Genomic DNA, 22143 nt, shown 5'->3' on the forward strand with positions numbered 1-22143 from the left:
CCCATGTCAGAAGAAAACAAGGAAGCAGAAGCCCCCGATCAGGATGCGATGGCCCGCGAGATGGAGAAATCCCTCGACGCCGGCCGTCCGGACGAGTTGTCTCAGTCGGATATCGACGAGATGATGGGTGGCGCTACCCCCGCGAAGAAGGTCAGAGAGTTCAGCACACTCGAAGAGCGGATCATCTACATGTCCATGCTCAACTTCGAGAAGCTGCCCATGCTCGATGTGATTTTCGAGCGCATGGTGATGTCGCTCAGCAACTCTCTGAAAAACTACACCTCAGCTACGGCTGACATCACCCTGAACTCGATCGAGTACCTGTCCTGTGCCGACGGTATCGCAAAGATTCCGGTGCCTGGGCTGCTGCCGATTGTGCATGCCGATCCCTGGGACGGGAACATCGTGATGGGCGTGGACGCGAAGCTGCTCTACTCCACGCTTGAGATCAAGCTCGGCGGCCGAAATTCAAGGCCGGCACCGACAGAAGGGCGGAACTTCACATCCATCGAGCAGACCATCGGGCGGGGGCTCTCAAAGGTCATTCTCAAGGATCTCGAGGACGCCTTTGCCCAGCTGACGGATGTCAGCCTCGATATCGAGCGGGTGGAGACCAACCCGCAGTTCGCCACCGTTGGTCAGCCGAATTCGCCAGCCATCTACGTGCGCCTGGACGTCGAGATCGACAAACGCCGCGGTCGGATCGATTTCGTCATTCCCTACCTGACGATCGAGCCCATCCGTAACCTGCTGGCCAAGGTCTTCTTCGGTGAAAAGCTCGGTGGAGACCCTACCTGGCGGGGCCACGTTGTCTCTGAAATCGAAAGTTCTGAAATCGAGGTGCGGGCTGTTCTCCACGAGGAGCAGGTCCCCCTGGAAGAAATCTTGTCGATGAAGCCTGGCAAAGTGCTCAATCTCAACATCCAACCCGATCAGGAGGCCACCATTCAGTGTGCTGGCGAAGTGCTCTGCCACGGCGCTCTTGGACGCCGCAAGAACGGCATGATGGCCATCCAGGTCACCGAAACCAATTTCAACAACAAGGAATTCATCGATGTTCTCGACGCTGATTGATCTCGTACTCCTCTTCGCAGTGACTGCCTCCATGATCGTCAGTGTCGTGTGCTATCGTCGCATGCAGAAGTTCAAGGACACCGTGGAAGAGCTGAAGCCGCTTATCGCCGAGTTCTGTTCTGCGATCGACACATCGAGGAATGCCGTAAGCGACATGCGGGCCGGGGCAGAGAAGTTCACCTTGAGCCTCGAGGAGCATGTCGCACAGGGGCAGAACCGGACCAATAGCCGCTCCGGCAGAGCCCCCCGGCGGGGCCCGGAGAGGCAGGATACCAAAACGGCGGTGATCGAGAACTTCTGGAACAGGCAGGGCGCGTAATGAGGCTACCAAACCTGAAGGTCCCGCAACTGCTTCTGCTCACGACTGCCTTGGCCCTCAGCGCCAAGGCAGCGATGACGCTTCCGGAGGTGACGTCGATTGCATTCTCTGAAAACGTCGTGATCGACCAGGGCTCGGCAACCTTTGCCCTGGCGACCGACGCGGAGGAGTCCAGTTCCCACGATGAGCCAGAAGAAGGCGCCGACGTAGAGGCGCAGCAGTGCGATGCCGGGCCGGTTCCGGAAGAGCTATTGTTGGCGATCGAAACCGAGCGAGACATCCTCTCCAAGCAGAAGCAGGAGGCCCGTGACAAGACAGCCGAGGCCGAGCTTGCCATGGACAAGGTGGAAATCGAGACGCGCAAACTGCAGGAGCTCAAAGGCGAGATCACGGCATTGCTCGACAAGGTGCAGGCTGCACAAACTGCCGATCTCGCTCGGCTGGTGTCCGTCTACAGCGGCATGAAGCCCGCAGAGGCGGCTGCGATCATGAACACCCTCGACATCGAGGTCACCGTGATGGTTCTCGGCCAGATGCAGGAGCGCAAGGTCGCTCCGATCATTGCCAAGATGAACCCGGTCCGTGCCCAGGCGATCTCCAAGATCATCTACGAGCGGTCCCAGCTTCCGGGGGATCAGGACCTCAACGGGATCCGCCTGCAGTAACCGCTCAATTGAGGACGATACAGGGCTCACCAGTCTCCTTCTGGTGGGCCCTTCTTGTTTTCTGCACACGTCGGGGCCGGACTACCGATACTCCTAACAAAGAGGAGACCTCGGATGGCTTCGAAATTTGAAAACGCCCCAGTGTGCCCGTCGTGCGGGCGCTCGGAGGGCATCACAACTGAGGCACCAGTCGGCTTCGAATGGAGGAAGGGGGCTTGGCGCCAGATCACCGATGTCGACCACACCCCTGACCTGGCGTGTCCGTGTGGCGCGCTATGGAGCCCGTAGGGGGAGGGGTGCATGGAGGCACTCAGAGACTATTTGACACACTTCCGCGACGACATGTCGATGGTCGACATCCTCGGGATGAGTAGCCGATCACGCCACAGCTCTGACATTCCCAAGCAAGGAGCCTTCCTCGATCATTGTAGACCTTTCGTTGCCACTTACATCCCTGACCAGGTCGGCGACAGAGGCTGGTCAGAACGTAGAAAGCTGCGGTGAGAAGGGCCAGGGCAGCCACAACTGCAGCTACCACGAGCCAGAGGTCGCTCTCTTGACCAGCCACTGACACGAACATTCCTCACTCCTCGTTTGGCTTTCCAAGTGCTCGCGCAGGCTTGTTGGTCATAGAGGCCAGATGTGCCCGCGCAGCAGAGGTGACATCTGATGCGTCGTCGACCGGCTCCCATTGGTCGGTCGGTAGGGATAGGCGCCGTTCAAGTTCTGCTTCAACTACGTCTCACGCGAGATCGCATGCGGGTTCTATAGGGCTTTCGGATTTCTTGTGAATGCTCATGACTTACTCCCGGTTGCTGGGATAGACTAGGGAAGTGTGACGGGTCTTGCAAACCTGTATATCGGTTCAAAGGAAAAGCTCGGAACGTGAAATGGATGCGGCCTTGGAATGATGGAAATCGTCATTTGGAAATCAGTAGAGCTCTGCCACTATAGTCTGAGTGAGACAGGAAACCTTGCCATTGGGATATTTGGTGTGAAGCATGAGGTGAAACTCAAGGATTTACCAGACGAGGTTAAGCTGCTCGTGAGCTTGTGTAAGGCTGAGCTACTTGCATCAGAGGTCTGGCTGTTCGGGAGCAGAGCGCGTGGCGATAATTCGCCTGAGAGCGATTTCGATATCCTTGCCGTGGTGCCAGATGATGCCCCGGAAGGCATCGATACACCCAGGGCGGTATTCAGACTTCGCAGAAAATCTAAGGCTCGTGCCGATCTATTTACCGCCAGAGCCAGTGAATTCCTAGGCGCGAGCATGGTGCCGAACACGATCAGCTACGCCGTAGCTCAGGAGGGCGTGCGCTTGGATCGATGAGGTAAACTGTGATTGCCCCGGAACAAAGGCCCTGCCAATGAATGACAGGACCCTCTTCTCTTGATCGTATTGCTGATTGCCAGTGCCGGGGTCCCAGTTTTCAACGAGCATGGGTCTACTCGTTCCCGGATCTCTTCGCGCGGCCACGCTACTTTACCGCAAGGTGGTGTATGAGGCGGGTCTTCTCACCTCACTGGCAGACCTCGGCCGGAGCCAAGGGGTCGTCGTGCTTCTAGCGCCTTACCGTGGTGTACCGACTGCCGGCAAGCAGTGCGCCTCCAACTGGCCGGGGTACCCCGCCGAAGCTGTCCAGTTCGGAGAACAGGCAACCAGTGGCAGCCCGCTCCCAATATCTATACTTGGTTGGCGTAAATGGCAAGCTGGATGCGGCGGCTATTCTTATAAAATGAGCCCCTCAATCTTCCCGCAACTCGCTACCTGACGGCGGCCGGCGACGGATATTTTTCTTGAGGTCCATGACGTAGGCGACGATCTCTGCAACCGCTTGCCAGTGATCTGTGGGGATTTCATCCCCCATATCGACCGTCGCATAGAGCGCTCGAGCAAGCGGCCGGTTCTCGACGATCGGGATTTCGTTCTCCCGGGCGACCTCTCTGATTTTCTTTGCCATGGCGTCCGTCCCCTTGAACACACACCGCGGTACTGGATCGGTCGCTGTGTCGTACTTCAGGGCGACTGCGAAGTGCGTCGGGTTGGTCAGCACCACCGTTGCCGTTGGCACGACCTCTTTCATGCGCTTGCGAGACATCTCACGACGCTTCTCGTCCCGTTTGCCCTTGATGTGGGGGTCGCCTTCCTGGTCCTTGAATTCGTCCCTGATCTCTTTCAGCGACATGCGGTTCTTCTTCAGCCACTGCTGACGCTTCCAAATGATGTCGATGACCGCGATGGGGGCCAGCAAGGCTGCCACGATGATCAGCAGGAGCGCCACCCGGTCGCCGACGAAGGGCAAGATCGCCTCGGGCAGGTAGCGTTCGGTCTGTGCCAGTCCGAAGATCGCCTTGGAGATAATCATGTACCCGATGATCCCGATGGCGGCGACCTTCACGAAGCTTTTCAGGAACTCCACGAGATTGTTGGTCCCGAAGATCTTCTTGAGCCCGGAGGCGGGCGAGATGTTGGATGCCTTTGGTTTCAGGCGCTCGGAGGCGACCACAACCTCGCCCTGCACAATGGTGCCGAAGATGGCTGCCATCGCCATGAGCACAAATATCGGGCCGATCACCACCATGACTTGCACGAGCACACCTCCAAGGACGTCCTCCATGTCCACCAGCCCAGCGCTGCCTTCGCCCAACCTGAAGGTCCCAGCGATCGTGAATAGCGACGAAAGAGCGCGGCTCAAAGGGCCGATGCCTGCGGGGATGGCGTAGACCACGATGATCATGAGGATGAAGACCGACATGGCATTGCCGGTCTCCTTGGAAGACGGGACGTCCCCCTTCTTCCGGGCATCGGCAAGCTTCTTCGGTGTCGGCTCTTCTGTCTTCTGGGACTTGTCCTCGTCTGACATCTCACTCTCCTGCGAAGGCGAAGGTTGTGGTCCATGCCGAGAACTCCTCGAGGAAGCCTGTCAGCATGTGGGGGGCTGCGATCCCGAACAGAAACAAGCCGGAAGAAATCAGGATCGCCGAGGCCACGAAGAAGACCGGCAGGGTCGGCATCATCTTGTTCGCCAGGCCCAGCGCGACGTTGTTCATGATCCCAAGAATGTAGAAGGGCGCCGCCAAAGACATGCCGATGTACATGCTCTTGCCCGCGATATGCGCCGCTTGCTCAGCCATGTCAGCGAGCATCAGGTGGCCCATGGGAAAGACCTCATAGGAGTAGATCATCGACTGCAACATCAGGTGGTGGGTGTTCGTGATGAAGAGCAGGGCGATGCCGCTGATGGTCAGGAAAGATGCCATCATGGTCTCGCCGGCAAAGGGGCCAGTGCTCGGGGCGAAGGCATTGGCGAGGGCGGACACCTGACCAACCTGGTAGCCTGCGAACTGCAGAGCCGACATGATCGTCCTCGACATGACGCCGATCCAGACGCCTACTGTAACCTCCACCGCAAGCATGCCCAGGAGAAGAACGACGTCATCGACCTCGATTGGCCCCACCGGGGTGGCCGGCATGAGAGCCAGGCTGAGCACTGCGGCAAAGAGAACCTTGGCCTGCGAGTGCACATACTTCTCCCCGAAGCCCGGCATGAACATGATGATGCTGCCAATGCGGGCGAAGACGAGGAAGTAGCCAGTCAGATAGTTGCTGATATACCCTGTGAGGTCCATGGATCAGTCGGCGTTGATCACGGCGACGGTCTTGATCGGGATCTTCCGGTGGACCTCATTGTGACTGATGATTGAAGTTGCCGGACTGATGCGCTCGAGCATGGAGCGAACGAACGTGCGCACCTCTGGGGTGACGAGTACCGCCGGCCACTCATCGCGCTGGGCGAATGCTTGCAGCACCTTCTTGGCATCCAGAACGAATTCCTGCACGCGCGCGGGCTCCATGACGAAATCAATCTCGTCGCCGTTCCTGCGGACCGCCTGGAGGAAGGCGTTCTCCCATTCGGCAGACATGGTCACCACAGGCAGGAAGCCACTGCCGTCGGCAAGGTTCTGGCAGATCTGGTTCGAGAGCTTCTGGCGAACGTGCTCGGTGATCTTGACCAGGCTCGAGGTTTGCGTCGCTCCCTCTGTCAGGGCCTCGACGATGAGCGTCAGGTTCCGCACCGAGACGCGCTCAGCCAGAAGGTTTTGCAGAACCCTTTGCAGCATAACGGTGGGGGCCTGGTTGTTCATGTCCGAGAGGAGCTTCTGGTACTCGCGATCCAGACCCTCGACCAGTTCACGGGTTGCCCCGTAGGTCATGAGGGCAGGCATGTGTTCCTTGATGGTCTCCGTCAGGTGGGTGGTGATCACGCTCTCGGGGTCAACGACCGTATAGCCTTCGTTCTCCGCGTCTTCGGCAAGGCTGGGGTCAACCCAAAGGGCGGTGAGACCGAACGTGGGCTCACGGGTCTTCTCACCGGGCATGGCAATCTTCCCGTTCGCGGGATCGATGACCATCATCGCCTTGGGGCGCACTTCGCCCTCCGCCACTCGGGAGCCCTGCAGGTTGATCGTGTAGGAGTTGCTGTTCATCTCTGCATTGTCGACGATGCGTACCATGGGAAGGATGAAGCCATATTCTTCGGCAAAGAGTTTGCGCAGAGAGCGCACGTTGCCGGGCAGAGCCGCATCCATGCTGGAGATCATCGGGACAAGGCCGGCGCCAAGATCGAGACGCAGGTCATCAAGGTAGAGAATGTCCTGAGGGGTCTCTTCGGCAAAGGACGTGTTGGGATCATTCTCCTCAGCTTCCTGGGCCGCCTCGATACGGGCACGTTCCTTGGCATCCTTCTGGATGGTGTAGGCAAAAGCGGCCAGTCCGCCCGACAGGCACAGGAACACGAGCAGCGGGAAGCCCGGGAGGAGGCCGAACAGCATAAGCAGGCCCGAGGCCATGTACATGGCGCGGGGGTACTTGCTCAGCTGCGCAAAGACCGCTTCGTTCGCAGCGCCCTCACGGCCACCCTTGGCAACCAGGAGGCCCGCGGCAAGGGAGACCACCAGTGCAGGAATTTGCGACACCAGGCCGTCACCGATGGTGAGGATGGTGTAGTTGTTGGCAGCGTCCGCAACGCTCATGCCATGTTGCATGACACCGATGATGATCCCGCCGACCACGTTGATCAGGGTGATGATGATGCCCGCCACGGCGTCGCCGCGCACGAACTTCGAGGCACCATCCATGGCGCCCATGAAAGCGGATTCCTCGTTGAGTTCCTCACGGCGGCGGCGTGCTGTCGCGTCATCGATCGCGCCCGCGCCAAGGTCGGCATCGATCGCCATCTGTTTGCCGGGGATCGCATCGAGGGTAAAGCGGGCCGAGACCTCCGCGATACGCGTGGCACCCTTGGTGATCACCATGAAGTTGATGATGACGAGGATGGCGAAGACGACGACGCCGATCACATAGTCCCCGCCAACGATGAATTGGCTGAATCCTTGGATGATGTCACCGGCGGCCGACGTACCAGTATGGCCTTCGGACAGGATGAGCCGGGTAGAGGCCACGTTCAGCGAAAGGCGCAGCATGGTCACGACCAGAAGCAGCGTCGGGAAGGCATCGAAGTCCAGAGGCTTGCGGATCCACATCGACACCATCAGCACGAGTACGCTGACGGTGAGAGACAGTGCGAGGCCGAAGTCGAGGAGGAATTTCGGCAGCGGAATGAACAGCACGGCAAGCACCAGGACCATGCCCAACGCGAAACCGATATCCTTGTGTGAAGAAAGCTTGGAAGAAGACTTCGATGAAACAGTCGTCGTCATGAAAAGAGGGTCCTTGTCAATTCGAGAACAGCGACGAGATGCGGCCGCTGGAAATCAGTGAACTGCCACCCGAGCCGGTGGACTTCGACAATGCGGAGCTCCAGATCGCCCCGGAAGTTCTACGCTCGGGGCCCGAAGCGGTCGTGACGCGCTGGGCGCCTGCAGAGGCGAGTTGCGTGTAGTGCTCGGAGTTCTGCTCGATGTAGCTGAATTTCTTGCGCAGCAGTCGCAGGTACTGCTGGCGATATTTGGGGGTCGCGCTGTGATAGGAGCCAGCGGCCAGTTCCCAGGTGCCGGATTGCTGCTTGAGCCTGAGCAGAAGGCGCGCCGCATAGTCCACATTGGTGTCTGGATCGAAGGCCGCCTCGAGGTTTTCGAATGCATCTGGATGCCAGCGCAGATTGATTTGCATGCACCCGACGTCCACCGACGAAGTGACCGTATTGAGCTGGTGTCGCGCCCACGAAACGGCGTTTGCCTTGCTGTCGAACCACCGCCCCTTACCAGCAGCATTCGCGGACCATGGCCAGGGGGTCAGTTTGCCGCTGTCATCGCTCTGACCGGTTTCCTGCAGGCCAATCCCCAGCAAGATGTCGTTCGGGATGCCGTAGCGGTCCTGAGCCGATCTGATTGCAACCACACAACGTGCGGCATCCTCCATCTGTGTCTCCGGGGGAGTCGCTTGAGTGCTGTGTGCGGCAGCAGTTCCATCAGATCGGAGCCAGGACCACCCTCCTGCAGAGGCGGGCGCCCCTGCGAGGATGAGGAGCAAGAAGCTGCAGAGTGCTCTGAGGAACACGTCAGGACACTCCCGCAATACGGATGAGGTCGAAGATTTTCAGAATGAAGTCGTTCACCCTCTGAAAAATCCACGGAAGGCTCAGGATCAGAACTAAGAAGATGCCGACGATCTTCGGGATGAAAGTCAGCGTCATCTCCTGAATTTGGGTGAGGGCCTGGAAGAAGGCGATGGTCAGACCGATCCCCAGTGCCGCAGTCAGCACGGGACCGGCCGCCTTCAGAATTGTGAAGACGGCCAGAGACAGAATGTCGATTGCTTGAGCTTGGTCCATGTTATCCTTCTTTTCACGTCCACTGTTACGAGAACCGTAAAGGTTTTGCAAGGATAGATGGCGACTCGAAGTGAGGCTTTATGAATAGGCGCGTTAGATCGGCATCCGGAGGATTTGCTGATAGGCCTCGACGAGCTTGTCGCGGGTCGCAGTGATGGTTGAGATTGTGGCCTCCGCAGACATCGTGGCTTCCACGACCTTCTGGGTGCCGATTTCTCCTCGTAGCCCGGCCTGCATGGCCACGTCCGCATTGCGGATGGTTGCCACGGCGTCTTCGGCGGCCTCTTTGACCAGTGCAGTGAAGCTCCCCTTGGGCGCATTCGCTTCCGAGGTTTCCGCGGGCATCTGGGACAGTCGTTTGGAGACGCCGTAGGCGCCATTCACCGAACCGTTGAGAAGGGGGGGTGAGAGTGCCATATAGTTCCTTACTTGAGCATCTGAATTGTCTGGTCACGCATACGCCGACCGTTGGCGAACATGTTCATGTTGGCCTCGTAGGCCCTGGAGGCCTCGCGCATGTCCGTCATCTCGACCAGTGTGTTGACGTTGGGCATCTTCACGTAGCCTTGCGCATCGGCGCCGGGGTGGTTTGGGCGATATTCCATGGGGAAGTCGGACATGTCGCGGCCAACATCATCGATCGTGACCATTGAGGCTCCCGAGGACTTGTCGACCATCTCTCCGAAGGTCACGGTCTTGCGGCGGTAGGGCTCACCTCCAGGGGTGTCGGAGGTGGAATTCGCGTTCGCGACGTTTTCAGAGGTGATCTCCAGGCGTTTCGACTGGGCGTGCATGCCGCTGCCGGCGATTTTCATGATCGAGGAAAGAGCATCCATGAGTTAGCCCCTTCCGCTGATGGCCGAGCGCAGCATGCTGTTGGCCTTGCTGTAGATCATGGAGGCGAGCATGTAGTTGTCCGCGGTATCTGCAGACTTGATCGTCTCCTCCTCGAGGATCACGCTGTTTCCGTTCGGGCTCGTGCCCCAGGAGTTCACCTCTTCGACAGCGACATCACCAGCGCGGCCGGAGGAGATATGCCGGGGGTTGGTGGCCGCCAGCCCGTGGGTGCGGGCCCCGGAGACATAGTCCGAGAAGCTCTGCACGTCCCGTGCCTCATAACCCGGCGTGTCCGAGTTCGCGATGTTCTCCGAGATCACCTCCTGGCGCACCGACAGGTGATGCATCCGTTGAGAGGCGGTCTGGAAGACGCTCATGGAACTGAGATCCATTAATTCTTTTCCTGTAACCTTTGGTCTGTTATATTCTGCCCTATTCTTTTTAAGTGATGGTTTATTTCCTCATGCAGACCCAGATCACCCACCTCAATGCCCAGATGCGCGATCTGGACAGCTCCACAACCTTCGGCAAGGTCAAACACATCACGGGCATGAGCCTCATTGCTTCCGGCCTCGAAGACGCTGTGGGCATCGGCGAGCGATGTTGCGTGTCCGGCCGACGAGGGGATGTGCTCGCTGAAGTGGTAGGCTCTTCAGACAGTGGGGTGGTGCTGCTGCCGTTTGGCACCTGGGATGGTGTCGGTGTCGGCAACAAGGTACGGACCTGCACCGACGGTGACGTCATCTACCCCGATGACCTCTGGATCGGTCGCGTTGTGAACGCTTTGTGCCGGCCGATGGATGGTGCCGGACCCCTCCCTCAGGGGCGTACCCCGAGATTTTTCAAAGGCGATCCTCTCAATGCGTTCATGCGCAAGCGCGTCGGCCACAAGATGCAGACCGCGATCAAGTCGATGGACGTCTTCACCCCGGTCTGCGTGGGCCAACGTATGGGCATCTTTGCCGGCTCCGGGGTGGGGAAGTCCTCAATGATGTCGATGCTCACCCGTAACGCGGATGTGGACGTCATTGTCATCGGGCTCGTCGGTGAACGGGGCAGGGAGGTTCAGGACTTCATTCAGGAGGACTTGGGCCCGGAAGGCATGACAAAGGCTGTACTCGTGGTATCCACTGGCGATGAGCCGCCCCTGATGCGCCGTCAGGCGGCCTGGACGGCCGTTACGGTGGCTGAACACTTCCGCGACGAGGGCAAGCATGTCCTTCTGCTCCTCGACAGCGTGACACGCTTTGCGATGGCCCAGCGCGAGATTGGCCTGTCTGCAGGCGAGCCTCCGACCACCAAGGGCTATCCGCCCACTGTATTTTCAGAGCTGCCGAGGCTGCTCGAGCGGGCCGGGCCCGGCACAACCGGCAGTGGCGACATCACCGGCATCTTCACGGTGCTCGTAGATGGGGACGATCACAACGAGCCGATCTCCGACACCGTGCGCGGCATCACCGATGGTCACATCGTGCTCGACCGGAAGATCGCGGAAGGAGGCCGCTACCCGGCAATCAACCTTCTGAAAAGCGTTTCGCGTATGCTGCCCGACTGCCATAACGACGTGGAGTACCGGATCATGCAGGAGGCAAAGACTCTGATTTCTCGCCACGAGGATATGGAAGAGATCATCCGGGTCGGCGCCTACAAGGGGGGAACCGACCCGCTCGTCGATGCCGCGATCGCCTTCAGCGCTGACATCAAGTCCTTCCTGTCCCAACGCAAGCACGAAGCCATGTCCTCGGACGAGACCTTTGCCCACATCTACCAGATGCTGGGAAGCGTCGGCATCAATATTCCCATCCAGGCAAATGAGGCCTAGAGTTCATGACTGCGGATTCACCCATTTGTATTCTGCGGAGATATGCCCTTCGGGCGCACGTACGTTGACATTCACCCGGACCGCACATAGCTCTCTCACAACAACACCCCCCAGGCGACCGGTCGAGAGGCCGAGCTCAAAACCGGGGGGTTGCTTGTTTATTGGGGGTTGCTCGATGATTGAAGTCCAATAGGAAGAATTCAGCAGCCACAGAACCTCATCCAGCGTGGTATGAATGTCGGACACAATGGCGCTGCACAGAGGTAGCTTGAGACCAGTGGATACGACAGGCTTGACGCCTACTGACTCCCGAGGTGTAGAATGACTCGATTAGACAAAATCAGAGCCCAAAGGTCGCTTGAACGCCGGAATGCGCTTGCGAAGCTCTGCGAAGATATTGCTCAGAGAGCTGCGCGCGAGGGTGTTTCCCTGCGGGTCTTCGGGTCGTTTGCCCGCGGCAGGGTCACGCCAGATTCTGACGTCGATATTTTGGTGACCGGCGGCTACACGCTGGCGACCAGGTTTAGGATCATGGGTTGGATGCAAAATATGGGCGCAGAGCGCGACCTGCCTGTCGATGTAGCCTTTCTCGATATGGCACCTCACCTGGAAGCTGGGAGCGTTCACCTCCAGCACGACGGGTGGTGAGAGTCCCAATTGCGCCGAAACCTGACCTTATCACGCCGACTGGGCCTGTCCCTGAAGCGCGCCCAGCTGCTTGAGGCAGTCTGACAGGATCGCACCGACCTGTAGCCCCTCCGGCTCCCCGTCATACTCGCTGATGACCTTTTTGAAAGTCTCATCGGCTTCCGGCTTTTTGAAGCCCATCTGCATGAGGCCGGCAATGACCGAGACCTCAACCTTGCGGACCTGCTTGGGGTCCAGCTGTCCGGGCAGGATGCCCTGGGCGTTTTCTTCGGCGAAGGCCTTCAGGTCGTTGATGATGCGCACAGCGGTTTTGGGTCCGACGCCGTCCGCCTGGCAGATCATCTTTTGGTCCTTGTCGACGACAGCATTACACAGGCCCCCGAATCCAAGGGCACTGAGGACAGCCAGCGCGGACTTGCCACCGACGCCCTGGACCTTGGTCAGGCGGACGAACACTTCCTGATCCTCCTCGGTCTCGAACCCATAGAGAGCGATGTCATTTTCAGAGACTTTGGTCTCAACGTAGAAGGCTTCGCTGTCGCCAATCTCCATCCCGCTCACATGCGACGCTGCGCAGTGCAGCAGATAGCCAACACCATTGACGTTGACGACAACCATGCCCGAGCGCTTGGTTTGAATGCTTCCTTCAAGATAGCCAATCATGGCCGTGCTACAACTATTTAATCCTATTTTAAAGGATAGGCTCCGACAGTCAATGCCTATCCGATGACGTTGACAGCGCGAGGGGCGGGGCAGTTGGCATGCTTCAGAGACCGGAAGACAATTTCCGCGTCATGATCGACGCGCAGAACATCGAGCTGAGACATCTTCCTCCGAAGTGCGCACAGGTCACCAGCTGCGGTAATGTCGGGATGGCCCTTACAGCTCTGCCCCTCGATCCATTTCAATGTGGCGTTGAAGTCTGATGGGTTGACCGAGCACGACACCCCGCCATTGAAAGGCAGGAAGAGCATTCTGAGGATGGCAATGGACCTACCGGGAGAGAGCAGGACGTTGATCCTGACATCCCCATGTCCTCCGGCGTTTCGGCTCGCGGTCATGAGCCTTTCTCGGAGTGCGTCCCCGTAGAGCGCCCCCGCCATGCTCACTAGGGTGATCTCTGAGGGAATGCCCTCATCTTCGGTGTCATCGATCACCGGTGCCAGGTCATGTGCCGTCATTCTTTCGTCCTCTCTTCTAGAGGGAACTGACGATCACTGAATTACAAGGGGTTAAGGGTGACAGGACCAGTGGCCCTGTCTTGTCACGGACGGGGCCCGGAAAGCTGGGCAACCGCATCAGCAATCGCCGTTTCGATGTCGTCCTTCGGGATGCCGTCCTCAAACCGGCCGATCTCCTGACCGGGCTCCTGCAGGTCGGTCCGGTGTTCGATAACAAAGCTCTTGGCAAGCGGAAGCGCGTTTCCGTCTGCCGCAGTGATCACCAGGCAGCTGCCATCGTCACATGGCTTCACAGCTGCCTTCACCGGCTGCTCCTGTCCTTCCTTTGGAGCGGAGGCGAGAGCGAAGCCCAAATCCGATCGCAGGACTGCCAAAGCTTTGGTGGGTTTGTTCGAGGGGCGCGCTCTGCGAGCTCGTGCCGGGGTGATGCTGGGCCTTTCCACAGGCGCCTCCGGCTCGTTGACCTCGGGAGTCGGCGCGGCCGATTGCTCTGCGGCAGGTGCTTCCGGCTGAGGGGCGACAACTGCGCGGGTGGCCTGTGCGGGTCTGGGTCTGCTCGCCGCAAGCGCTGGGCGTGTGGGGGCTTTGCGTGGCAGCCCTGCGGCATCCATGGTGAACTCGATGCTTTCGCGAGCGGTCATCATCTCGACGAGCTCGGCGAGCTTTTCAGGATGTGCCTGGTAGTACTGACGGCCGCCGGGCCAGGAGTAGATGTATTTGCCATCCACCGGAGCGGTCCCGCCTTTGCCGGCGTCGAGCACACCAACTGGCTCCAGTTGCCCTGAGATGGACGCCTTCAAAGCCTGATCATAGACATCGTCCGGAGCCTCGAGACGACCGTATAGCCGATCTCCGCCATTCAGCGTGCGATCTCCTGTGTAGATCAGCGCGAGGCGCGAGGCATCAACCCGGATGATCGACAGGTTGCTCCCCTCGTTAAAGTCCACGAAGCCATGAGATTGTCTCAGAGCCTCTTCCTGACCGTAGCAGTTGAAGATCTTGAGCGTGTCGCCGTTGTTGATTGTCTTGTTCGGTTTCACTGTCACCGAGATGTCGCCAGTTCGCTCTTCAAAGGCGTAATCAGCCACACCGATGTTTTCTTCGACCAGCAGGAAGGTCTCATCCTCACTCACGGCAAACATGATTTTCGGCGCGTAGTTGGGCAGCAGGTCCGGAAAGCGGACAGAGCTCGAGCTGAGCACCAGGGCGTTGTCGCGGATCCAGCGGCCCACGACTTCGAGTTCGTCCTCTGCGTTGAAGTTCATCTGGTGGCGAATGGCAGGCGCGAGCTGGCCGATCCTTTGCATCTGGGGGTCATGCCTTTGCGGCTGAACTCTCAGAACCGTTTTCAGTCGGTTTGCTGCGTTGGCTCCCTCGCGGTTCGCGATTTCCCCAAAGCATGGGAACGCTCGGAAGAGGCCTGTGGCGGCATTCTGCATATAGTTGCGTTGGGTCCGGTTCATCGCAAGGCTGGTGAACCGGTGCCATGTTTGATCGGTGCGTGGCTCCCCAACGGCCGTCTGCCGGGGCTCATGTCGGACGATGGCAGCCGTTGCGATGTTCAGGGCAGCGTCTTCCGCGTTCTGGCCGAAATCCACCACCTCATCTTCATGGTGTTCGAGTGCGCCCGCGTCTGCTGGAGCGGGCTCACCCTGAAAACCCGCAGCTTGTTCCTGCCTGCGTGCCTGGTTCTCGTCGTAGCTCGCCTGAATTCGGGCCGCAGCTTCCAGGACATCCGGCCCCATGTGTGCCGCGGCAGCGCGGATGTAGTTCTCGCTCTCGATTGAAGGTCGAACGCCGCCGAGCTCCGTGGTGGAACTGGCGATCGCGCCACCTTCCAGGATGCGGCGGGCAACCATGGCAGCGCGATGAGGGGTCGTGAGGTTGTTTCTGGGCATGGCAGGCTCCTTGCAGTGTCATCAAGGTGCGCACCCGGATGCAAACTTCCTGAAAATTCGATCAGATCGGAAAGCCAAGGGCTCGGATCAGGGCGAGTGTGCGATCGCCGAAGTCCGCAATGAATGGCATCACCTGTTCCTGAGTGAATAGCCCCGCTCCCCAGGCCCCGAGTACGCCGAAAATCCCCAGCAAGATGGCACAGACCGCCACCTCCATGAGGAATTTCAGAACGACAAACGGGAAGACGAGCAATCGGAGCCAGAAGAACGCCACCTTGGGCAGCTTCATCCAGAAGGGCTCCGAGATTGCGACGCCCACTGCGGGGGCAATGTCTCCAGGGTTGGTCACGCGGACGTCCACGACCAGAGGGACAGGCTCGGCCGCAGGCACGTTTGACCTCCGTCGGTTCTCGGCAGCCTGCATATGCTTCCTAGGCTTAGAGGGCCTTTCCTTCTTGGAGGAGGTGGCTCGTTCACTCGCGGAAATCAGTTCTTCCTTCAACCTTTTTAATCCTTGTTTCAACCTTGCTTGTTAACAAAACAGCATTCGTCTTAATGGATAACACGCCAATGGTTGAAACAAGTTGTAAGCGGAGAGCCGTCTCGGCCCTCCTTCATGCGGAAGCAGATATCGTACGTGCCCTGACGGCAAAGTACGATGCGGGGTGGGAGGAGTTCGATCGGGCCCTTGAGGTCATCTTCTCCACTTCGGCGAGGGTCATCCTGAGCGGCATGGGTAAATCCGGGCACGTGGCAACGAAGATTGCTGCCACCATGTCGTCACTGGGAACTCCCGCCCACTTCGTGCACCCTGCAGAAGCCTCCCATGGAGACATGGGTATGCTGACCAAGGACGATGTTCTCCTTGCGTTCTCCAACTCCGGCAACACCAGTGAACTGCTGCCGATCCTGGGGTACGCGATGGACAACAAAATCCCGGTCATCGGCGTTACCATGGGCGTCGAAAGCCAGCTGGCCAAAGCCTCCACGGTCCCGCTGATCATCCCCAAAGCCGATGAGGGGTGCTGCCTTGGTCTGGCCCCCACCAGCTCGACCACGGCACAGATCGCCCTCGGAGATGCGCTTGCGGTGGGCCTTGCTGCCATGCGTGACTTCACCCGGGATAGCTTCAATCGCCTGCATCCCGGCGGCAGCCTTGGGGCAAGCACCCGGCGCGTGGGTGAAGTCATGTTGACCGGTGACAGCATGCCACTCGTTTCGCCTGACACGCCGGCAACGCTCATTCTGTGGGTGATGGCGCGCAAGGGCTTTGGAATTGCCGGTGTCATTGATGAGAACGGCGACTTGGTGGGACAGATTTCGGCGGACGACGTGAAGCCGGAACAGATGACCCTGGCGAAGAGCGTCATGCGACAGGTTGAGCCGGTTGTGCATCCCGACGACAGCATGGCAACCGCCATTTCACGGATGCGCACCAAGGCTATGAAAGCCTGCCTTGTCATTGATGGCCGCAAACCGGTTGGTATCGTGAGGGTTCAATGATGCGCGCAATCGCCCTCACGCTGATCGCGACGGCGGCCCTCGCCGGTTGCGCGCAGGGGCCGGTCACATACAGCGACACCCGCGCCCCGCAGGTGCGAGACTTCCGCCTCGCAGAAGATCGGCAAACCGTCAGGCCGACATCTCAGTCCCTGGCTCCGGGAACGTACGTCTCGGCGAACGGAGAGACCTGTCGCATGGAGCAGGGGGGCAGCCCGACCGCGCATTGCAGCCAGGGGCGCGGCGAGCTCGTCGTTTCCAACGTGATTTCCGGATCGCACTGAACGAAAGGCATCTACAAGTGAAAGTCCCCTTCAAAGCTCTCGTTGTGGCAGCCTCCATCGCATTGCTCGGCACCACATTGGGCGCGGCGGCGCCAGAGAATGACAGTTCTCCCGTTCAGGAAGGGCAGCAGGCTCGCTCAGAGGCTCAAGTCGAGCCCTATGGAGCTTCGCTGTTCCGATCGACGCCGCCGGGCCCTGGCTCGGCCATCACCGATCCCAATCGGCTGGTCAGCTTTGGGGACCGCATCCTTCTGCGGATCTGGGGCGCGCAACAGTTTGAGAACCTGATCATGGTTGATGCAGAGGGGAACCTTTTCATCCCCGATGTCGGGCCTGTGAAGGTCTCGGGAAAGCGTATGTCCGAGGTGCAGGCTTCGATCAAGGCGGCGGTCAGCGATATCTACCGGGACAACGTTTCGGTCTACGCCACGCTCGCTGATGTAAATCCGATTTCCGTCTATGTGGCCGGCAATGTGGTCCATCCCGGGCGATTCGAAGGCACCCAGAACGACACCGTCCTCGACTACATCATCAGGGCGGGCGGCATTCATCCTGGCGCCGGAAGTTACCGTGATGTTGATGTGCGCCGGGGCACCTTCGTGAAGGCGTCCTATGATTTCTACGACTTCATGGACCAGGGGATACTCTCTGAATTTGATTTTCAGAGCGGGGACACGATCATCGTCAATGACCGACGCCCTTCGGTGACGGTCGCAGGGGGTGCCAGGAACACCAACGCCTTCGAGTTTGCGGCCCAGCAGATGACCGGCAAGACGCTCGTGGCATCCGCTGATCCGTTGCCCGGGACCACCCATGCGCTGGTACGCCGAACCGCCGACAGTGATAGCAAGGACATCTACCTTCTGATGAAGGACTTCTCGGGGTTCCAACTCAAGAACGGCGATGAGGTCTACTTCACGCGTGATGCTAAATCAGACACCATCACGGTGGCAATCACCGGAGCGGTGGAGGGCCAGAAGAACTATGCTCTCAAGAAGGGAGCCTCGCTCAAGCAGCTCCTCTCCTTCATCGCAGTTGACCCCTCAGTCGCCCTGACGAATGCGATCCACATCGAGCGGGCGTCGGTGGCCAGGGCGCAGAAGCTGGCTCTCAACCAAAGCCTCCAGCGTCTTCAGAAGGAAGCCACCGCTCGCTCTACAACCGGCGCAGCTGCTTCCATACGGGCGAGCGAGGCACAGGTCATCCGCGGCTTTGTTGAAAGCGCCTCCCAGGTTGAGTTCCCCGGAAAGGTTATCCTCGCAAGGGGCGGGCAGGTGTCGGACATCATTCTGCGCGATGGCGACCGGATCGTCATTCCTGAAAAATCCGATGTCGTCACGCTAACTGGAGAGGTCCTGATCTCCAACGCTTTCGTCTTCGAACCAGGTCTTCGCGTGAAGGACTACGTCATGCTCGCGGGCGGGCTCTCTGGAAACGCTGATCGCGAGCGTTTCATCGTGAACCATCCGAACGGAAGCTCGCAGATCGTGGGTTCCGAGACCGTGGTGGCCAACGGTGACCAGATCATTGCCCTGCCGAAGCTCGACACCAAGGGGTTGGTGATGGCGAAGGACGTCCTCGAGATCGTCTACCAACTTGCGATGACGGCCAACGCTGTCGTCTTCCCATAAGGACTGGACATGAGCGTGAGAGACATATTGCGAACGCGGCTCCGGGTGATCGATGCCCTGCTTCTTCGAGAAGCCAAGAAGCGCTTTGGCGGGAACCTCTTCGGGCTGGCCACCGCGTTTCTTGAGCCGATGATCCATGTGGCTTTCTTTGCGGCAATCTTTACTCTGACTGACCGGGGGGCACCGCATGGCGCGAATGTGCTGGTGTTCATGGTCGCCGGCGTGATGCCATTCCATTTGTTCTCGAAGACCATGGTCCGCGGGATGACGGCGATCGACGCCAACAAGAGCCTGCTGTCCTATCCCATCATGAAGCCGATCGACACTCTGATTGCCCGGTGCATCCTGGAGGTCCTGCTCTACACCATCAGTTTCATGATCCTGGTCATCGTGGCTTTCTACTTTGAGATGATCAACGAGATCGCCCGGTTCCCTTATGTCTTCTTCGGATTTGCCTTTGCAGCCCTGCTGGGTTTTGCGTGTGGTATCCTGACAGCGGCAGTTCTGTCTCTGACGGGAGTGGTAAAGCGGGTGGTCCCGATCCTCAACAGAGCCCTCTTCCTGACCTCTGGCGTGTTCTTCTGCGCCTCGATGATCCCGCAGTTCGGTCGTGAGGTATTCCTGTGGAACCCGCTTCTGAACATCTCCGAGATGGTTCGATACGGTCTTTTTCAAAACTTTCCCGGCGGCCACTTTAACATCGGCTACACCCTTGCCGTGATACTCGGTGTGTTCACCCTTGGGACTGCGGCTTTGGTTTACGCAGAGCGCAGCCCCAAGGCATCGATCAGAGGCACATGATGCTGAGTTTTCAGAATGTCACGAAATTTTTCAGAACGCCCAAGGGCAAGAAGTTCATCCTCGATGATGTCACGCTCGACATCGAAGCGGAGAGAGGCGTGTGCATTCTCGGCATGAACGGGGCAGGGAAGTCGACCCTGGTGAAGATGATCTCCGGGACGGAGCTGCCCAACTCCGGGCGCATAAAGACGGTCGGCAGTGTGTCCTGGCCCATGGGCCTGAGCGGGACCTTCCAACCCAGCATGACCGGTCGCGAGAACGTTGAGTTCGTGGCCCGCATCTATGGTCAGAACGTGCGCAGCATCATGGAAGAGGTCGAAGAGTTCGCTGAGCTCAATGGCTACATGGACATGCCTGTCCAGACCTACTCGAGCGGCATGAAGTCCAGGCTCGCCTTCGGCCTCAGCCTCGCGGTGTCGTTCGATATTTACCTCATCGACGAAATCATCTCGGTGGGCGATCGCCTGTTCAAGGAAAAGAGCCGTCAGGCCTTGCTGGAGAAAGTCCGGTCATCGCGCGTGGTTCTGATCTCCCACCATGAAAGCACCGTGCGTGAGTTCTGCGACAAATGCGTTCTTCTCCGCCATGGCCGCATCGAGACCTTCGATGATGTCGACAGCGCCTTCCGCACCTTCAACAGCCTCCAAAGCCGATAATCATGAAATTCAGAAAACTCAAAATTCAGCATCTGACCATCCTCATCCCCGCGCTTTTGGTGGCCATCTACCTATTCGTCCTGGCAGGCGATCGCTTCGTGTCGGAAAGCCGGTTCACGATCAAATCACAGGGGGAAGTCTCGGCTGCCACAAGCCTTGATCTTGGCATCCTTGGGGGCGCGAGCGCCGCCAAGCAGGACCAGCTCCTCGTGCGGGACTACATTCTCTCACGGGACATGATGGAAGCGGTCTTCGATGAATTTGGCGCTGATGCTCTCAGCGGGCCCTTTGTCGACCAGCTGTGGTACGTCTCTGAAGGCAGTCCGGTAAAGGCGAAGCTCTCGCACTACCGGGCGATGATCGACTTTACCTTCGATGAAGAGGCGGCCGTGTCGACGCTGGAGACCAATGCCTTTGATCCGGAGACCGCCCGGGACCTCAATGAATTCCTCATCCACAAGGCTGAAGACTACATCAACGCCTTTGCACGCACCTCCTCTGATGCGATGATCTCCTACACCCAGAAAGATCTCGAACGCGCGCAGGCGCAGGTCCTCGAGATCACCGATCAGATCAGACAGGCCCAGTCGGCATCTCAGATGGTCGATCCAGAAACCGACATTGGCGTGGTCGCGAAGACCCTCGCTGAGCTGGAGGCAGCCCTCGCATCAGCCAAGGGTGAACTGGGCTCGCTCGAGACCTATCTGCAGGATGACACCCACCAGGTCGTCGCCCAGAAGCGCAAAATCGCAAACCTTGAAGAGCAGATCGAGGAGATGAGGAACCGCATGTCCGGCGACAAGGCTGGAGACCTTGCCGATGCGACCATCCATTTCAATATGCTCAACAGCCAGCTTCAGTTCGCCAACGAAGACTATGCCTCTGCCCGCAAGACGCTCGAGATGGCCAAAATTCAGGCGATGCAAGCCACCAAGCACCTGGTCATCATCGATCATCCGGATCTCGCGGATTTCGCGGCCTACCCGCGGCGGCTGCTGAGCTTCCTCTTCGCCCTGACAGTGATTGCTGCCTTTGCTGCAATGACCCGCATGGTTGCTGTGCTCCTGAAGGACTACTGAGTCATATCTATTCTTGATTAACTGGATTCTATTCTTTATGACCTTTGGGTATATTTCGCACCCAGAGGATAAAATGACCGCAGTTTCAGTTCCCCACCGACAGGTATCTGTCGGTGGCATTACCATAGCGAACGATGCCAGGCTCGCCCTGATCACCGGACCTTGCCAGATCGAGTCCCGCGACCACGCCATGATGATGGCTGAGAAGATTGCCAAGATCTGCAGCGCGCTGGGCGTGAAGCCGATCTACAAGTCGTCGTTCGACAAGGCCAACCGCTCTTCGGTTGCGACCCCGCGCGGCATCGGCATCGATGAGGGGCTCAGGATCCTCGAGGACGTGAAGTCCCAGTTCGGCATGCCGGTTCTGACGGACGTCCACGCGCCGGAACAGTGTGCCCCCGTGGCTGAAGTCTGCGATGTCCTGCAGATCCCGGCCTTCCTTTGTCGCCAGACGGACCTTCTTCTGGCCGCCGGCGCGACTGGGCGTGCGATCAACGTGAAGAAGGGCCAGTTCATGGCGCCGTGGGACATGGCGAACGTCGCAGAGAAGGTTGCCTCCACTGGCAACGAGCAGATCATGCTGTGCGATCGCGGCACCTCCTTTGGCTACAACACGCTCGTGTCTGATTTCCGCGGCCTGCCGATCATGGCGGAGACCGGCTACCCGGTGATCTTCGATGCGACCCATTCCGTCCAGCAGCCCGGTGGCAATGGCACCACCTCCGGCGGCCAACGTCAATTCGTCAAGGCGCTCGCCAGCGCAGCCGCAGCAATCGGAGTGGCCGGCCTCTTCATCGAAACCCACGAAGACCCCGACAACGCGCCGTCCGACGGCCCGAACATGGTGCCAATCCATGCTCTCAAGGACCTGATCGAGCACCTCCTCCGCCTCGACGATATCGCCAAGCAATGATCCCAGGCCGGGCCAGAGAAGTCTCCTGGCCCGGCCTGTTT

At 58.9% G+C, this 22143-nt stretch carries 25 protein-coding genes; 13 read left to right on the plus strand and 12 right to left on the minus strand.

All coding sequences use genetic code 11. The annotated features are described in order from the left end of the window. Positions 1–3: 3 nt before the first annotated feature. The 4 genes from G0D83_RS14485 to G0D83_RS14500 all read left to right on the plus strand — a co-directional run bounded on the left by G0D83_RS14485 (position 4) and on the right by G0D83_RS14500 (position 3388). Complete coding sequence (locus G0D83_RS14485) at positions 4–1074, plus strand: FliM/FliN family flagellar motor switch protein (RefSeq protein WP_164195244.1); 1071 nt, start codon at positions 4–6, stop codon at positions 1072–1074. After that, positions 1055–1393 (plus strand): hypothetical protein, encoded by a 339-nt coding sequence (locus G0D83_RS14490; protein WP_164195247.1) that lies wholly within the window; start codon positions 1055–1057, stop codon positions 1391–1393. Before G0D83_RS14485 ends, G0D83_RS14490 begins: the two co-directional genes overlap by 20 nt. Then, positions 1393–2058 (plus strand): MotE family protein, encoded by a 666-nt coding sequence (locus tag G0D83_RS14495; protein ID WP_164195249.1) that lies wholly within the window; start codon positions 1393–1395, stop codon positions 2056–2058. Before G0D83_RS14490 ends, G0D83_RS14495 begins: the two co-directional genes overlap by 1 nt. Positions 2059–2965: 907 nt before the next feature. After that, positions 2966–3388, plus strand: coding sequence for a nucleotidyltransferase domain-containing protein (locus G0D83_RS14500; RefSeq protein WP_203595610.1), 423 nt, complete (start codon positions 2966–2968; stop codon positions 3386–3388). Positions 3389–3803: 415 nt separating this feature from the next. Here the strand turns inward: G0D83_RS14500 and flhB are convergent, their stop codons facing one another. The 8 genes from flhB to G0D83_RS14540 all read right to left on the minus strand — a co-directional run bounded on the left by flhB (position 3804) and on the right by G0D83_RS14540 (position 10081). Beyond that, positions 3804–4922: a flagellar biosynthesis protein FlhB gene (gene flhB, locus G0D83_RS14505; protein WP_164195251.1), complete on the minus strand. Its 1119-nt coding sequence runs from the start codon at positions 4920–4922 to the stop codon at positions 3804–3806. A gap of 1 nt (position 4923) precedes the next feature. Beyond that, entirely contained in the window at positions 4924–5688 is a 765-nt protein-coding gene (locus tag G0D83_RS14510; RefSeq protein WP_164195253.1) for a flagellar biosynthetic protein FliR, read from the minus strand. 3 nt (positions 5689–5691) lie between these two features. After that, a complete protein-coding gene (gene flhA, locus G0D83_RS14515) occupies positions 5692–7779 on the minus strand; it encodes a flagellar biosynthesis protein FlhA (RefSeq protein WP_164195255.1) in 2088 nt (695 codons plus the stop codon). 16 nt (positions 7780–7795) lie between these two features. Beyond that, a complete protein-coding gene (locus tag G0D83_RS14520; RefSeq protein ID WP_164195257.1) occupies positions 7796–8440 on the minus strand; it encodes a lytic transglycosylase domain-containing protein in 645 nt (214 codons plus the stop codon). A 139-nt stretch (positions 8441–8579) separates the two neighbouring features. Further along, on the minus strand, positions 8580–8852 hold the full coding sequence (gene fliQ / locus G0D83_RS14525) for a flagellar biosynthesis protein FliQ (protein WP_164195260.1): 273 nt from the start codon (positions 8850–8852) through the stop codon (positions 8580–8582). Between the two features lie 93 nt (positions 8853–8945). Then, complete coding sequence (locus G0D83_RS14530; protein WP_164195262.1) at positions 8946–9269, minus strand: flagellar hook-basal body complex protein FliE; 324 nt, start codon at positions 9267–9269, stop codon at positions 8946–8948. Between the two features lie 8 nt (positions 9270–9277). Further along, positions 9278–9688 carry a flagellar basal body rod protein FlgC gene (gene flgC / locus G0D83_RS14535; RefSeq protein ID WP_164195264.1) on the minus strand — a complete coding sequence of 137 codons (411 nt, stop codon included), beginning with the start codon at positions 9686–9688 and terminating at the stop codon, positions 9278–9280. Between the two features lie 3 nt (positions 9689–9691). Further along, entirely contained in the window at positions 9692–10081 is a 390-nt protein-coding gene (locus G0D83_RS14540; protein WP_164195267.1) for a flagellar basal body protein, read from the minus strand. A 71-nt stretch (positions 10082–10152) separates the two neighbouring features. On the opposite strand from G0D83_RS14540, the gene fliI reads away from it, so the two are divergent. Together fliI and G0D83_RS32775 are read left to right on the plus strand one after the other, a co-directional pair. Beyond that, positions 10153–11511 carry a flagellar protein export ATPase FliI gene (gene fliI / locus G0D83_RS14545; protein WP_164195269.1) on the plus strand — a complete coding sequence of 453 codons (1359 nt, stop codon included), beginning with the start codon at positions 10153–10155 and terminating at the stop codon, positions 11509–11511. A 321-nt stretch (positions 11512–11832) separates the two neighbouring features. Further along, on the plus strand, positions 11833–12159 hold the full coding sequence (locus G0D83_RS32775) for a nucleotidyltransferase domain-containing protein (protein ID WP_164195271.1): 327 nt from the start codon (positions 11833–11835) through the stop codon (positions 12157–12159). A 30-nt stretch (positions 12160–12189) separates the two neighbouring features. Here the strand turns inward: G0D83_RS32775 and ruvA are convergent, their stop codons facing one another. The 4 genes from ruvA to G0D83_RS14570 form a co-directional block, all read right to left on the minus strand. Then, positions 12190–12822 (minus strand): Holliday junction branch migration protein RuvA, encoded by a 633-nt coding sequence (ruvA, locus tag G0D83_RS14555; RefSeq protein ID WP_164195273.1) that lies wholly within the window; start codon positions 12820–12822, stop codon positions 12190–12192. 56 nt (positions 12823–12878) lie between these two features. After that, the gene (locus G0D83_RS14560) at positions 12879–13340 is read right to left on the minus strand and encodes a hypothetical protein (protein ID WP_164195275.1); all 462 of its coding nucleotides are present in this window, start codon (positions 13338–13340) and stop codon (positions 12879–12881) included. Between the two features lie 83 nt (positions 13341–13423). After that, positions 13424–15238: a hypothetical protein gene (locus tag G0D83_RS14565; RefSeq protein WP_164195278.1), complete on the minus strand. Its 1815-nt coding sequence runs from the start codon at positions 15236–15238 to the stop codon at positions 13424–13426. Between the two features lie 61 nt (positions 15239–15299). Further along, positions 15300–15740, minus strand: a complete 441-nt coding sequence (locus G0D83_RS14570; RefSeq protein WP_164195280.1) for a hypothetical protein — start codon at positions 15738–15740, stop codon at positions 15300–15302. Positions 15741–15793: 53 nt separating this feature from the next. Here G0D83_RS14570 and G0D83_RS14575 point away from each other — a divergent pair, with 53 nt between their 5' ends. From G0D83_RS14575 to kdsA, 7 genes are all read left to right on the plus strand, one after another. Continuing rightward, positions 15794–16741, plus strand: a complete 948-nt coding sequence (locus G0D83_RS14575) for an SIS domain-containing protein (protein WP_164195282.1) — start codon at positions 15794–15796, stop codon at positions 16739–16741. Then, on the plus strand, positions 16738–17022 hold the full coding sequence (locus G0D83_RS14580) for a hypothetical protein (RefSeq protein ID WP_164195285.1): 285 nt from the start codon (positions 16738–16740) through the stop codon (positions 17020–17022). The genes G0D83_RS14575 and G0D83_RS14580 overlap by 4 nt, the downstream gene beginning before the upstream one ends. Before the next feature lie 17 nt (positions 17023–17039). Beyond that, positions 17040–18653: a polysaccharide biosynthesis/export family protein gene (locus tag G0D83_RS14585; RefSeq protein ID WP_164195287.1), complete on the plus strand. Its 1614-nt coding sequence runs from the start codon at positions 17040–17042 to the stop codon at positions 18651–18653. Between the two features lie 9 nt (positions 18654–18662). Further along, complete coding sequence (locus G0D83_RS14590) at positions 18663–19454, plus strand: ABC transporter permease (protein WP_164195289.1); 792 nt, start codon at positions 18663–18665, stop codon at positions 19452–19454. Then, positions 19454–20110, plus strand: a complete 657-nt coding sequence (locus tag G0D83_RS14595; RefSeq protein ID WP_164195291.1) for an ABC transporter ATP-binding protein — start codon at positions 19454–19456, stop codon at positions 20108–20110. Before G0D83_RS14590 ends, G0D83_RS14595 begins: the two co-directional genes overlap by 1 nt. Before the next feature lie 2 nt (positions 20111–20112). Next, positions 20113–21189 carry a hypothetical protein gene (locus tag G0D83_RS14600; protein WP_164195294.1) on the plus strand — a complete coding sequence of 359 codons (1077 nt, stop codon included), beginning with the start codon at positions 20113–20115 and terminating at the stop codon, positions 21187–21189. A 73-nt stretch (positions 21190–21262) separates the two neighbouring features. Next, positions 21263–22102, plus strand: a complete 840-nt coding sequence (gene kdsA / locus G0D83_RS14605) for a 3-deoxy-8-phosphooctulonate synthase (protein WP_164195334.1) — start codon at positions 21263–21265, stop codon at positions 22100–22102. Positions 22103–22143 lie beyond the last annotated feature (41 nt).

It is taken from the genome of Salipiger sp. PrR003 (assembly GCF_010500785.1).
GTDB lineage: Bacteria > Pseudomonadota > Alphaproteobacteria > Rhodobacterales > Rhodobacteraceae > Salipiger > Salipiger pacificus_A.